Genomic DNA, 13740 nt, shown 5'->3' with positions numbered 1-13740 from the left:
AGAGAATCCAAGACATGGACTTTTCCCGCTTTTTTATCGACAGGCCGATTTTCGCCGCGGTGCTGTCGATTTTAATTTTTATCACCGGGTTAATCGCTATCCCGCTGCTGCCGGTGAGCGAATATCCGGATGTCGTCCCGCCGAGCGTCCAGGTGCGCGCGGAGTATCCCGGCGCCAACCCGAAAGTGATTGCCGAGACCGTGGCGACGCCGCTGGAGGAAGCGATCAACGGCGTTGAAAACATGATGTACATGAAATCGGTCGCCGGCTCCGACGGCGTGCTGGTCACCACCGTCACCTTCCGCCCGGGTACCGACCCGGATCAGGCGCAGGTTCAGGTGCAGAACCGCGTCGCGCAGGCCGAAGCGCGTCTGCCGGAGGATGTACGCCGTCTGGGGATCACCACCCAGAAGCAGTCTCCGACGCTGACCCTGGTGGTGCATCTGTTTTCGCCAAACGGGAAGTACGACTCGCTGTATATGCGCAACTACGCCACGCTGAAAGTGAAGGATGAGCTGGCGCGCCTGCCCGGCGTCGGCCAGATCCAGATTTTTGGCTCCGGTGAATATGCGATGCGCGTCTGGCTGGATCCCAATAAGGTCGCGGCCCGCGGTCTGACGGCTTCGGATGTGGTGACGGCGATGCAGGAGCAAAACGTCCAGGTGTCTGCCGGACAGCTTGGTGCCGAGCCGCTGCCGCAGGAGAGCGATTTCCTGATCTCCATTAACGCCCAGGGCCGTCTGCATACCGAAGAAGAGTTTGGCAATATCATTCTGAAAACGGCGCAGGATGGCTCGCTGGTCCGCCTGCGCGACGTGGCGCGCATCGAGATGGGTTCCGGTAGCTATGCGCTGCGCTCCCAGCTCAACAATAAGGATGCGGTCGGGATCGGTATCTTCCAGTCACCCGGCGCTAACGCCATCGATCTGTCGAATGCGGTACGCGCCAAAATGGCCGAGCTGGCCACCCGCTTCCCGGAAGATATGCAATGGGCGGCGCCGTACGACCCGACGGTTTTCGTCCGCGACTCCATCCGCGCGGTGGTGCAGACGCTGCTGGAGGCGGTAGTGCTGGTGGTGCTGGTAGTGATCCTGTTCCTGCAGACCTGGCGCGCGTCGATTATCCCGTTGATCGCGGTGCCGGTATCGGTGGTGGGTACCTTCAGCATTCTCTATCTGCTGGGCTTCTCGCTGAATACCCTGAGCCTGTTCGGGCTGGTACTGGCTATCGGTATCGTGGTGGACGACGCCATCGTGGTGGTGGAGAACGTCGAGCGTAATATCGAAGAGGGGCTTGCGCCGCTTGCCGCGGCGCATCAGGCGATGCGTGAGGTCTCCGGGCCGATTATCGCCATTGCGCTGGTGCTGTGTGCGGTGTTCGTGCCGATGGCGTTTCTCTCCGGGGTCACCGGCCAGTTCTACAAACAGTTCGCGGTGACCATCGCCATCTCGACGGTGATCTCGGCCATCAACTCGCTGACGCTCTCCCCGGCGCTGGCGGCCCTGCTGTTAAAGCCGCACGGCGCGAAGAAAGACCTCCCTACCCGGCTGATCGATCGCCTGTTTGGCTGGATTTTCCGTCCGTTTAACCGCTTTTTCCTGCGCAGCTCGAACGGCTATCAGGGACTGGTAGGCAAAACGCTTGGACGCCGTGGCGCAGTGTTTGCGGTGTACCTGCTGCTGCTCTGCGCCGCTGGGGTGATGTTTAAAGTCGTCCCCGGCGGGTTTATTCCCACCCAAGATAAGCTGTATCTCATTGGCGGCGTGAAGATGCCGGAAGGGTCGTCGCTGGCGCGCACCGACGCGGTGATCCGCAAAATGAGCGAGATCGGGATGAATACCGAAGGGGTCGACTATGCGGTCGCTTTCCCGGGGCTTAACGCGCTGCAGTTCACCAACACGCCGAATACCGGGACGGTCTTTTTTGGCCTGAAACCGTTCGACCAGCGCAAACACACGGCGGCGGAAATTAACGCGGAGATCAACGCCAAAATCGCGCAAATCCAGCAGGGCTTTGGCTTTTCCATCCTGCCGCCGCCGATTTTAGGTCTGGGTCAGGGTTCCGGCTACTCCCTGTACATCCAGGATCGCGGAGGGCTGGGCTATGGCGCGCTGCAAAGCGCGGTGAATGCGATGTCCGGGGCGATTATGCAGACGCCGGGGATGCACTTCCCGATCTCGACTTACCAGGCTAACGTGCCGCAGCTGGACGTGCAGGTCGATCGCGATAAGGCGAAAGCGCAGGGGGTATCGCTAACCGATCTGTTCGGTACGCTGCAGACCTATCTCGGCTCGTCTTATGTCAATGACTTTAACCAGTTCGGGCGTACCTGGCGCGTGATGGCCCAGGCTGACGGACCATACCGCGAGAGCGTGGAAGATATCGCCAATCTGCGCACCCGCAATAATCAGGGCGAAATGGTACCGATCGGCAGTATGGTGAATATCAGTACCACCTACGGGCCGGATCCGGTGATCCGCTACAACGGTTATCCGGCGGCGGACCTGATTGGCGATGCCGATCCGCGGGTCCTCTCTTCTTCGCAGGCGATGACGCATCTGGAAGAGCTGTCGAAGCAGATCCTGCCGAATGGGATGAATATTGAGTGGACGGATCTCAGCTTCCAGCAGGCCACCCAGGGCAACACGGCGCTGATCGTCTTCCCGGTGGCGGTGCTGCTGGCATTCCTCGTACTGGCCGCGCTGTATGAAAGCTGGACCCTGCCGCTGGCGGTGATCCTTATCGTACCGATGACGATGCTCTCCGCGCTGTTTGGCGTCTGGCTGACCGGGGGCGATAACAACGTCTTCGTGCAGGTGGGTCTGGTGGTCCTGATGGGCCTGGCCTGTAAAAACGCCATTCTGATCGTCGAGTTTGCCCGCGAGCTGGAGATCCAGGGGAAAGGCATCATGGAAGCGGCGCTGGAGGCATGCCGCCTGCGTCTGCGCCCGATCGTGATGACCTCCATCGCCTTTATCGCCGGGACCATTCCGCTGATCCTCGGCCACGGCGCGGGGGCGGAAGTCCGCGGCGTCACCGGGATCACGGTGTTCTCCGGGATGCTGGGCGTGACGCTCTTCGGTCTGTTCCTGACGCCGGTGTTTTACGTGACGCTACGGAAACTGGTGACCCGCAGGAAGCCGGTCCAGGAGGATCTGCCCGCCTAGCCTGCAGCAGATAACAAAAAAACCGCCTTCACAATTTGAAGGCGGTTTTTTTTCGTCACCAGAAAATGATTAATGCGCTTTTTTAAAGCGGGCGATCATTTCCGGCACCGGGTCGCAGCCGCTGGTATCGGCGTTTTTGACCGCCTCCAGCGCGCTGGCCACGGTATGGCGAGCGAGGACGTTTAACGAAGCCTGCTCTGCTTCATCGGCAACCGATTTGAAGTACCAGCAGGCGTTGGCGCTGACCACGCAGCGGGCCGGGACGTCAGGACGCGACGCCCACAGTTTTTTATCTTCGATAACCGAAAGATAGATATCACGCAGGGTGATCTTGTCCGCCGGACGGCCAAGATGAATTGAGCCGTTGCGACCAAGCGTGGAGACGATAATGCCGTCACGAGTTAGCGGAACCATTAGTTTACGGATAAAGCTCGGGTTCGCTTCCAGGCCGTAGGCCAGAATCGCACTCGTCGAACGTTCACCCATCTGCTCCGCCATTGCTACGCTGAGAACCATCTGCAAAGCTGTCGGGAAGCGGTAATCTAACATGGCAGTGTCCTGGGTTGCGGTGAATCTTGTTCTTTTTGGCACCGCAGAGGTGAATAATCAATGAACAACAATATAACAAATACGGGAATTTTTTTGAAGCAATCTGCGGTTAGCCTGCGAAGTAAATTTTCTGATTTCACGGGCAAAGGCGGGGCAAACACAGATTCCCCTTCGTACCGTTTTATTTAACGCAAACGCCATCCTTTGTTCCGCTAGCCGCGACCTGTCCACACCAGCGGCGCCTAACCCTGTGGATAACCTGGAGGCAGTTGCCTGGCAGCCGCAGCCCGGGCGGGCTACCGGCAGCCGTTCGTTTTTTGAACAGGGAAAACTCCCCCGCCGGGCAGCGCGCTAAGCGCGAAAATCACCACCCCGGCGCAGGGAAGCGCCCGCCCCGCTTAATAATTCCACTTCGGCCGCGCTACCGTATTTTTCTTCAGCAGGTCGCGGAACGCTTTCAGGTAGGGCTCATTGCTGCGCCCGCGCTTACAGATGGCCGAGAACGGCGACTGAAAGCCAAACTCGTTGGGCAGCAGCACCCGCAGGCGGTTCTCTTTGATCCACGGCCAGGCGTAATGCTCCGGCAGATAGCCAATATATTTCCCCGAGAGGATCAGCAGCAGCTGGGCGTCGACGGTCTCGACGGTGGCGCTCCCTTTGCTGAAGCCCCGACGGCGGAGATCGCTGGTGTTCCAGTAGCTGCGGGTCACCAGCGGGCACTGGCTGATCTGCTCTTTATCGAGCTGGCGGCTGAAGAACATCGGGTGCAGATCGCTGCAGTAGAGCCAGTGCTGTTCACGGTACAGCGGCTCGCTGATGATGTTATGCACCTGCGAGTTGTAGCTGCCGATAGCCAGGTCGATATGGTTGTTCAGCACGCCGTTCAGTTGCTCCGCCGGGGTGCGGATAATCAGTTTGATATGCACATGGGGAAATTTGTCGCTGAAGCTGCGCAGAACCACCGGCAGCGAGAGCGCCGTTTCGGTCTCGATGGAGTCGAGCGTCGAGATGCACAGGGTGCCGCTGTGCTCCCCTTTGAGCAGCGCCGACTGCCGCTCCAGCTCATTGAGTTCGCTCAGTACGCGGATCGCCTGCTGTAAAAACTGCTGACCTTTCTCGGTCAGAGAAAAGCCGCCGCGCCCGCGCTGGCAGAGGGTGAAGCCGAGCTGTCCCTCCAGCTGCGACATGGCATTGCTGATGGCGGAGACCGAAATACCCAGCTCCTGCTGGGCCCGGCTGTAGCTCTCCAGGCGGGCCACCGCCTCGAAAACCTGCAGCTGGCGAATATTGAGGCTGGCGTCGTGATGCATCGTATTTAGTTCACCAATAAATGAACTGAGTATTTACGCCAGACGATGTAAAGTCCAGCGCGGGTTGCGCACTATCTCTCCTGTTACGTTTCATCCGTCAGATTCAGGAGCAGACATGGATAACCTCTTTCACCAACCGCAGGGTGGCAATGAGATGCCACGCTTCGCCGGACGCGCCACAATGATGCGCCTGCCGTTTATCGAAGATTTACAGGGACTTGACGCGGCATTTGTCGGCATTCCGCTGGATATCGGCACCTCGCAGCGCTCGGGCACGCGCTACGGACCACGCTATATTCGCGCCGAATCGGTGATGATCCGTCCGTACAATATGGCGACCGGCGCCGCGCCGTTCGACTCGCTGTCGGTGGCTGATATCGGCGATGTGCCGATCAATACCTACAGCCTGCTCAAATCGGTGCAAATTATCGAAGATTACTACACCGGTTTGAATAGTTATCCGCTGATCCCGCTGACCCTCGGCGGGGACCACACCATTACCCTGCCGATCCTGCGGGCGCTGACCAAAAAACATGGTCCGGTGGGCCTCATCCACGTCGACGCCCATACCGACACCAATGATGAGATGTTCGGAGAGAAAATCGCCCACGGCACCACCTTCCGCCGCGCCGTTGAGGAGGGACTGCTCGACCTCAAACGGGTGGTGCAGATTGGCCAGCGCGCCCAGGGCTATGCCGCCGGCGACTTCCAGTGGGGCGTTGACCAGGGCTTTCGCCTGGTGCAGGCGGAGCAGTGCTGGCATACCTCGCTGGCGCCGCTGATGGCCGAAGTCCGCCAGCAGATGGGCGACGGGCCGGTGTATCTCAGCTTTGATATCGATAGCCTCGATCCCATCTGGGCTCCAGGAACCGGGACGCCGGAAGTTGGCGGTCTGACCTCCATTCAGGCGCTGGAGATCGTCCGCGGCTGCCGCGGCCTGAATCTGATTGGCGCGGATCTGGTCGAGGTCTCGCCCCCCTACGACGTGAGCGGTAATACCTCCCAGCTGGCGGCCAACCTGCTGTACGAGATGCTCTGCGTCCTGCCCGGCGTGAAGTACGCCTGAGGAAGCCGCCATGGAGCTGAAATGCTTTCGCACCCTCTGGGGAGTGACGACCCCCTGGCCGCAAACGCTGGATGAACTGCAGCGTGTCGGCTGCTGCGGTATCGAAGCCCGCGTGCCGTTAACGGTGGCCGAGCGGCGGCAGCTCGCCGACCGCCTGCAGGCGTCGGGGCTGGAGTATATCGCCATTCTTTTCAGCGGCGGCGGAGTGCTCCCCGCCCAGCATGAAACGCCGGAGCAGCATCTGGCGCGCCTGCAGACCCGCTTCGCCGAGGCCAGCAGCCTCAACCCGCGCTTTGTCAATCTGCTGGCGGGCAACGATCGCTGGCCGCTGGCGCAGCAGGTCGATTTTCTCGGCAAGGCGCACGAGCTGGCCGCCGGGTTTGGTTTGACCTGCAGCTTTGAAACCCATCGCGCCACCTCGCTGTACAGCCCGTGGCTCACGCTGGAGATTATTCAGCAGCTCCCCCAGTTGCGCTTTACCGCCGACATCAGCCACTGGGTGGTGGTCAGCGAGCGCCTGCTGGATGACCCCAGCGATGACTTCAGCGCCTTTATCGACCGCGTGCATCACGTGCAGGCTCGGGTGGGCTACGACCAGGGGCCGCAGGTGCCGCACCCGGCGGCGCCAGAGTATCAGTCGGCACTGGCTTTTGCCGAGCGCTTCTGGCAGCAGGTCTGGCATTCACAGCGCCAGCGCGGCTACCCGCAGACCACGCTGACCCCGGAGTTTGGCGCCGACGGCTATCTGCACCATCTGCCGTTCACCAACGTTCCGGTGGCCGACCTCTGGTCGCTCAACGCCTGGATGGCCGCGCGCCAGCAGGCCCACTTTCAGCAGTTTTTAACGCTCACTGAACAGGAACCGCAGCCATGACCGCCGTGAAGCACGCTTTTACTGAACTCCCGACCATCGATATCCGCGATCTGGCCGGCGACGATCTCGCCAGGCGCCAGGTGGTGGCCGACGCCATCGGCCGCGCGGCGCGCGAGGTGGGCTTTTTCTACATCACTGGCCACGGCATCGACCCGGCGCTGATCGCCGGCGTCCGCGAGGCGGCGAAGCAGATCTTCGCCCTGCCGATGGAGGAGAAGATGAACTATTACATCGGCCACTCCAAAAGCCATAAGGGCTACGTTCCGGAAGGAGAAGAGATCTACGGCTCCGGCAAGCCGGACCATAAAGAGGCTTTCGATATCGGCTTCCAGGCAGCGGATGACCATCCGCTGGTGCTCGCCGGCACGCCGCTGATCGGCGCCAATGAGTGGCCCGATCTGCCGGATTTCCGCGCGCGGGTGCTGGCCTACTACGACGCAGTCTTCGCCCTCGGCCACCGTCTGTTCGACGCTTTCGCCCTCGCGCTCGGCCTGCCGGAAGGGTATTTCAAACCGATGGTGACCTGCCCGCCGGCCAAGCTGCGGCTGATCCATTACCCGTTCGACGCCAGCGTCGAAGATGTTCCCGGAATTGGTGCACACACCGACTATGAGTGCTTCACCCTGCTGCTCGCCGACCAGCCCGGCCTTGAAGTCCTCAATGAAGAAAGCGTGTGGATCGATGCACCTCCCGTCAAGAACGCCGCCGGAGAAGAGGCGTTCGTGATCAATATCGGCGACATGCTGGAAGTGCTCAGCGCTGGCACATTTGTTGCTACAGCCCACCGGGTGCGCAAAGTGCCGCAGGAGCGGTACTCCTTCCCGCTGTTTTTCGCCTGCGATTACCACACGCTGATCCGCCCGCTGCCGACCTTCCTCGCCGCCGGCGAAGCCGGTGAATATCAGGAGCTCAGCATCGGGGAGCATATGTGGAGCCAGGCGCTGCAAACCTATCGCTACCTGCGCGAGAAGGTCAATCGCGGTGAACTTCAGCTACCGGAGCGCGCGCGCGGCACCAATACCTTTGGCCATTTGAAAAAACAGGCACAGCAAAAAAACCCCTAACCACCCGTGAGGAACCATGATGACTAGCACCCTGAAAAAAATCTCGCGCCGTGTCGCGCTTACCCTCGCCGTCAGCGCCTGTTTTTCCCCTGTCACCCAGGCGGCGGAACTGCTGACCGAGGGCGTCTTTAAGGTGGGGATGGAGGTCACCTACCCGCCGTTTGAGTCCTATGACAGCAATAACAACATCGTCGGTCTCGACCCGGATTTCGCCGCGCTGATCGCCCAACATCTGCAGGCCAAACCGCAGCTGATCGACACCAAGTTCACCAGCCTGATCCTCGGCATCGGCAAGAAATATGATGCGGTGATCTCCGGGATGTACGTGACGCCGGAACGCCAGAAACAGGCCGACGCCATCCCTTACGCCCTCTCCGGCGCGTCGATCATCGCCCTGAAGGGCGGCGCGGTGCAGCCGAAAACCGAAGATGAGCTGTGCGGCGTGAAGGTCGGCCTGCAGGCAGGCACCACCTGGGTGACCAGCCTGAAAAAACACTCCGATGAGTGGTGCCTGAAAAACGGCAAACCGGCCATCACCATTCAGGAGTTCCCGACGGCGCCGGAAGCCTCGCAGGCGCTGCTGTCGAAGAACATCGGCGCCCAGCTTGAGATTGCCCCGGCAGCGCAGATCATCGTCGACAAGAGCCGCCGCCGCCTGGCGATAAGCTCTACGCGCCTGGTCTACCCGCTGCCGCTGGGGATCTACGTCGCCAAAGGCAACACCGAGCTGGCGGAGGCGATCAAGGCCACCCTGGCCACGCTGAAGGCCAACGGCCAATATGCCGCGTTGATCAAAAAATACAACTTAGAAAGCATCGATTAAGACAATAAGCACTGCGCAACAGGAGTCAGTATGGCGTTCGATTGGGGATACTTTTTTTCATTGTTTAGCATTGGGGCATTCTGGCAGGCGTGCGTGACCGTGATCGTGGTCAGCACCTTGTCCTGGGGGATCGGCCTGGTGGTCGGTTTTCTGTTAGCCTGCGCGAAGCTCTCCGCGCCGCGCTGGGTCAAGATCCCCGTCGAACTCTATATCTGGTTTTTTCGCAGCGTGCCGCTGATGGTGCTGCTGGTGTTTGTCTACAACCTGCCGCAGCTGTTTCCGGTGACCCAGCCGCTACTCGGGGTGCCGTTTATCGCCGGGCTGGTGTCGATGACCGTCACCGAAGCGGCCTATATGGCGGAGATCCACCGCGGCGGCCTGCTGTCGGTGGCCAAGGGGCAGAGCGAGGCGGGCCATGCGCTGAGCTTCAGCTTTATCGGCATCCAGCGGCTGATTGTTATTCCTCAGGCGTTTCGCATCTCGCTGCCGACGCTGATCAATGAATACATCACCATCATTAAGCTGAGCTCGATTCTGTCGGTGGTCTCCTTACCCGAGCTGCTGCTCACCGGCCAGCGCTTGTATGCGCAAAATTTCCTCGTGATGGAGACCCTGCTGGCGGTGGCGGTGTACTACGTGATGGTGGTTACCGTCTTCACCTGGCTGTTCCGGGCGCTGGAAAATCGTCTCGATATTCAGCGCAAGCGTCCGCAAACCCTCAGCGAGGCGGAATGCCAGGCGCTGCGCCAGAGCCTGCCGGCGCTGACGGAGGAGATCAAAACGCCGGCCGTCAACGGCGCGCCGCCAGCGCTCGATCTGCGGGGCATCCGCAAATCCTGGGGTCAGCATGAGGTGCTGAAAGGCATCGATCTGCAGGTGGAGAACGGGGAGGTGATCAGCATCATCGGCCCGTCCGGCTCCGGCAAAACCACCCTGATCCGCACCATCAACGCCCTCGAAAGCCTTGATGGCGGGGAGATCATTCTCTACGGCGAGGACTATCTGAAGGGCGGAGCCATCGTCGACAAACGCCAGATGCGCGCCGGGGTGCGGCGCATCGGCATGGTCTTCCAGAGCTTCAACCTGTTCCCCCACCGCACGGTGCTCGACAACGTGATGCTGGCCCCGCGCTATCACCAGCTGCTTGACCAGCCGGTCGCCCGCGAGCAGGCCCTGGCGCTGCTCGACCGCGTCGGCCTGCTGGCCCATGCCCACAAATACCCCTGGCAGCTCTCAGGCGGCCAGCAGCAGCGCGTGGCGATCGCCCGGGCGCTGGCTCTGAAGCCGGACATTATGCTGTTTGACGAGCCAACCTCGGCGCTGGATCCGGAGCTGGTAGGCGAAGTGTTGAAGGTCATTCAGTCGCTGGCCCGCGAAGGCATGACCATGCTGATTGTCACTCACGAGATGGAGTTCGCCCTGTCGATTTCCGACCGCGTGGTGCTAATGGAGAACGGCGTGGTGCAGGCCGATATCGCCCCGCAGGTGATCCGCAGCCCGCTGGAGGCCCCTTCTCTGCAACGAATCCGTGAATTTATGGGAGTACGCTAAATGGCAACTGAGCAACACCTGCGCCAGCAGTTGGCCGCCGCCTACCGGCTGGCGGCGCTGTTCGGCTGGGAGGATACCCTCTACACCCACTTCTCCGTGCGCCTGCCCGGCGACGGCGAGCCACGTTTTTTAATTAATCCCTTCGGCATGATGTTTGACGAAGTTACCGCCAGCAACCTGATCGTGGTGGATATGCAGGGTAAGGTCGTAGAGGGCGACGCACCGGCTAACTCGGCGGGCTTTACCATCCACAGCGCGGTGCATATGGCCCGGGAAGATGCCCACTGCGTGATCCACACCCATACGCTGCCGGGAATGGCGGTGGCCGCCTGCGAGGACGGCCTGCTGCAGCTTAACCAGATCAGCACCGAATTTTACCAGCGCGTCGGCTACCATCCCTATGAAGGGGTGGCCTTTGACCTCGACGAACGGGCGCGCATCCAGCGCTCGCTGGGGAATAATATCGCCATGATCCTGCAGAGCCACGGCCTGCTGTCGGTGGGCCGCACCGTGGCCGATGCGTTTTACATCATGTACTACCTGAACCGCGCCTGCGAGATCCAGATGGCCACCGCCCAGCTGGCGGCCCTCAGCCCGATCCACACCATCGCTCCGCACCTCAGCCAGCACGCCTGCGAGCAGCTGATGGGCGTGGAGCATGAACGTCAACAGGTCTGGCAGGCGTGGCTGCGCCGTCTTGACCGTCTCGATACCTCTTACAAAGACTAACGCCTATGTCTGATATCACTATCGTTGTGGATTGTAACGACGCGGATTTCGCCCGCGATATTTGCGCCGCCCTGCAGCAGTTTCCCGACGTCACGGCGCTTCTGCCCCATCACCAGGCGGCGCGCGACGCCCAGTACGCCAGCTGCTGGTTCCCGGACCCGCAGCTGCTGAGCCGCTCGCCGGGGCTGAAGCTGATCCAGGCCGCGTCCGCCGGGGTCGATCATCTGCCGCCCGCGCTGTTCGCCAGCGAGATCCCGCTGTGCCGGGTGATCGATGAAGATTTTCGCCACGGCATGTTCGAATATGCTCTGTGGAGCGTCCTGTGGTTTCAGCGCCATTTCGACCGGGCGCTGGCCCACCAGCGAACCCAAACCTGGAAGCTCTATCCCCAGCGCGCCGCCGCCGACTTCCATATCGGCATTATGGGTCTGGGCGAAATTGGCGGCTATATCGCAGACCAGCTGGCCTGCCTCGGCTATCGGGTCTCCGGCTGGTCGCGCAGTGAAAAGCAGCTGGCTGGTGTCACCTGCTATCGCGGCGAGGAGGCGCTCGACCACTTTCTTGGGTCGCTTGACGGGCTGATTAACCTCCTGCCGCTCACCGCGCAGACCCGGGGTATCCTCGCCGCGCCGCTGTTCAGCCGGCTACCCGCCGGGGCGGTGTTGATCAATTGCGGCCGCGGGGAGCATATGGTCAATGAGGATGTGCTGGCGGCGCTGGAGAGCGGCCAGCTCGCCGGGGCGGTGCTCGACGTCTTCCCGCAGGAGCCATTGCCGGCGGACGATCCGCTGTGGCGCCATCCGCAGGTGGTCATCACCCCACATATGGCCTCTGCGGCCTCTGCCGAGGTGATCGCCCGCCAGCTGCTGGAGAACATTCAGCGCCAGCGCCGCGGGCTGCCGCTGAAGAACCTGGTCAATAAGCACGCCGGTTACTGATCCCCGGCTATATCGCCGCTGCTACGCTTAATAGGAGATCCACAACCAGAAGGCAGGAACATGAAGATTGATTTAGCGGGGAAAGTCGCGCTGGTCACCGCCTCCACGGCGGGTATTGGCTTCGCCATCGCCAAAGGCCTGGCGGAGAGCGGCGCAGAGGTCATCCTTAACGGGCGCAGCGAGCAGAGCGTGAACGCCGCGATCGCCCGGCTGCAAAATGAGGTGCCGGGCGCGAAGGCGCGCCCCGCCATCGCCGACCTCAGCGACGCCGACGGCGCAGCGCAGCTGCTGCGGGCCGTGACCGGCGTCGATATTCTGGTCAATAACGCCGGGATCTATGGCCCGCAGGATTTCTACGCCACCGACGACGCGACCTGGGACAACTACTGGCAGACCAACGTCATGTCCGGCGTGCGCCTGTCGCGAGGGCTGCTCCCGGCGATGGTCAGCAAAGGCTGGGGGCGGGTGGTGTTTATCTCCTCGGAATCGGCGCGCAATATCCCGGCGGACATGATCCACTATGGCGTCACCAAGACCGCGCAGCTCTCGCTGGCCCGCGGCCTGGCGAAATATGTCGCCGGCAGCGGAGTGACCGTTAACAGCGTTCTGCCAGGGCCAACGATTTCCGACGGCTTTGCCGAAATGCTGAAAGACGAAGTGGCGAAAACCGGTCAGTCGCTGGAGGAACTGGCGAAAGCGTTTGTCATGACCCATCGTCCGAGCTCGGTGATCCAGCGGGCGGCCTCGGTGGCAGAGGTCGCCAATATGGTGGTCTACGTCTGCTCGCCGCAGGCGTCAGCCACCTCCGGCGCCGCGCTGCGCGTCGACGGCGGCGTGGTGGATGATATTCTCTGAATCCCCTTTATGCAGGGGAGCCCCCTCCCCTGCCGCCTTCCCGGGCGCTAAAAAGCGCAAAATGTTAAAAAACAGCCGCAAAGTCGCACAAAGTGAACAGGAACATGTATTCCCAGAACTTATGATATTTGTTTTAAGCATAAATTGTGGTGTTAATGTCTCTGTTACGAAGCTTGCTTTTCTTTTTCGGCGCGGCGGTCGCAGCCGCCCTCGCGGTACTCTGCCTGTGGGTGGATATTCGGGTGTTTGGCAACGACATCCCGGAGGTGTCGCTCACCGAAGTGGTCCAGGAGAGCGTGCTGGCCGTTATCGTGCTGGTTCATCTGCTGCTGGCGCGGAAATATGCCCACTTGCGCTATAGCAATATCCTCATCGGCGGCTTCTTTCTCGCCATGCTGATCCGTGAGCTGGATGGCCTGTTTGATTTACTCTCCCACGGCAGCTGGGTGTGGTTTGCCCTGCTGGCCACCGCGGGGTCGCTGCTGTTGCCGTTGCGCCATCTGCGTAAGACTCTGTCGCAGCTGGCGGCGTATACCCGCACGCCCTATTACGGGATGATGATCAGCGGCCTGCTGGCGATTCTGGTCTTCTCTCGGCTGTTTGGTATGCACGGCCTGTGGTACGCCGTGCTGGATGAGAACTTCGCCCGGGTGGTGAAAAATACGGTCGAGGAAGGCAGCGAGTCGTTTGGCTATATGCTGTGCCTGACCGCCACCCTCGGCTACGCCTGCTACTTTCGCGGTCTGGCGCGACAGGCGCTGTCGCCGCAGCGCTAATCGTGGACGATAGCCACCGCCGGGCGTGTCTGCCGGCG

12 protein-coding genes are annotated in these 13740 nt (G+C 61.2%); 10 read left to right on the top strand and 2 right to left on the bottom strand.

Annotated features, from left to right (window positions below):
- Window positions 1-14: 14 nt before the first annotated feature.
- Window positions 15-3167, top strand: a complete 3153-nt coding sequence (locus tag KHQ26_RS17585; protein WP_004174783.1) for a multidrug efflux RND transporter permease subunit OqxB5 — start codon at window positions 15-17, stop codon at window positions 3165-3167.
- A gap of 69 nt (window positions 3168-3236) precedes the next feature.
- Here the strand turns inward: KHQ26_RS17585 and KHQ26_RS17580 are convergent, their stop codons facing one another.
- Together KHQ26_RS17580 and KHQ26_RS17575 are read right to left on the bottom strand one after the other, a co-directional pair.
- Complete coding sequence (locus tag KHQ26_RS17580) at window positions 3237-3716, bottom strand: RrF2 family transcriptional regulator (protein ID WP_000888203.1); 480 nt, start codon at window positions 3714-3716, stop codon at window positions 3237-3239.
- A 398-nt stretch (window positions 3717-4114) separates the two neighbouring features.
- Window positions 4115-5026 carry a LysR family transcriptional regulator gene (locus KHQ26_RS17575; RefSeq protein WP_002914199.1) on the bottom strand — a complete coding sequence of 304 codons (912 nt, stop codon included), beginning with the start codon at window positions 5024-5026 and terminating at the stop codon, window positions 4115-4117.
- Between the two features lie 115 nt (window positions 5027-5141).
- On the opposite strand from KHQ26_RS17575, the gene speB reads away from it, so the two are divergent.
- From speB to KHQ26_RS17530, 9 genes are all read left to right on the top strand, one after another.
- Window positions 5142-6092, top strand: a complete 951-nt coding sequence (speB, locus tag KHQ26_RS17570; RefSeq protein WP_004145693.1) for an agmatinase — start codon at window positions 5142-5144, stop codon at window positions 6090-6092.
- Between the two features lie 10 nt (window positions 6093-6102).
- Window positions 6103-6966 (top strand): sugar phosphate isomerase/epimerase family protein, encoded by an 864-nt coding sequence (locus KHQ26_RS17565; RefSeq protein ID WP_020803767.1) that lies wholly within the window; start codon window positions 6103-6105, stop codon window positions 6964-6966.
- Window positions 6963-8030, top strand: coding sequence for an isopenicillin N synthase family dioxygenase (locus KHQ26_RS17560; RefSeq protein WP_020803746.1), 1068 nt, complete (start codon window positions 6963-6965; stop codon window positions 8028-8030). The genes KHQ26_RS17565 and KHQ26_RS17560 overlap by 4 nt, the downstream gene beginning before the upstream one ends.
- 19 nt (window positions 8031-8049) lie before the next feature.
- A complete protein-coding gene (locus KHQ26_RS17555) occupies window positions 8050-8853 on the top strand; it encodes an ABC transporter substrate-binding protein (RefSeq protein ID WP_020803761.1) in 804 nt (267 codons plus the stop codon).
- Between the two features lie 30 nt (window positions 8854-8883).
- Window positions 8884-10404: an amino acid ABC transporter permease/ATP-binding protein gene (locus KHQ26_RS17550; protein WP_012967389.1), complete on the top strand. Its 1521-nt coding sequence runs from the start codon at window positions 8884-8886 to the stop codon at window positions 10402-10404.
- Window positions 10405-11133: a class II aldolase/adducin family protein gene (locus tag KHQ26_RS17545; RefSeq protein WP_004899997.1), complete on the top strand. Its 729-nt coding sequence runs from the start codon at window positions 10405-10407 to the stop codon at window positions 11131-11133. It begins immediately after the preceding gene.
- A 5-nt stretch (window positions 11134-11138) separates the two neighbouring features.
- A complete protein-coding gene (locus KHQ26_RS17540) occupies window positions 11139-12071 on the top strand; it encodes a 2-hydroxyacid dehydrogenase (RefSeq protein ID WP_020803765.1) in 933 nt (310 codons plus the stop codon).
- A gap of 60 nt (window positions 12072-12131) precedes the next feature.
- Entirely contained in the window at window positions 12132-12926 is a 795-nt protein-coding gene (locus tag KHQ26_RS17535) for an SDR family NAD(P)-dependent oxidoreductase (RefSeq protein ID WP_004145699.1), read from the top strand.
- 155 nt (window positions 12927-13081) lie between these two features.
- Complete coding sequence (locus KHQ26_RS17530) at window positions 13082-13702, top strand: hypothetical protein (RefSeq protein ID WP_020803766.1); 621 nt, start codon at window positions 13082-13084, stop codon at window positions 13700-13702.
- Window positions 13703-13740 lie beyond the last annotated feature (38 nt).

Origin of the sequence: Klebsiella sp. 10, from assembly GCF_018223925.1 — a bacterium.
In the GTDB taxonomy this organism is placed as follows: Bacteria; Pseudomonadota; Gammaproteobacteria; order Enterobacterales; family Enterobacteriaceae; genus Klebsiella; species Klebsiella pneumoniae.
Note: the sequence above shows the minus strand (reverse complement) of the source record. Positions and strands in the feature narration are given on the sequence as shown.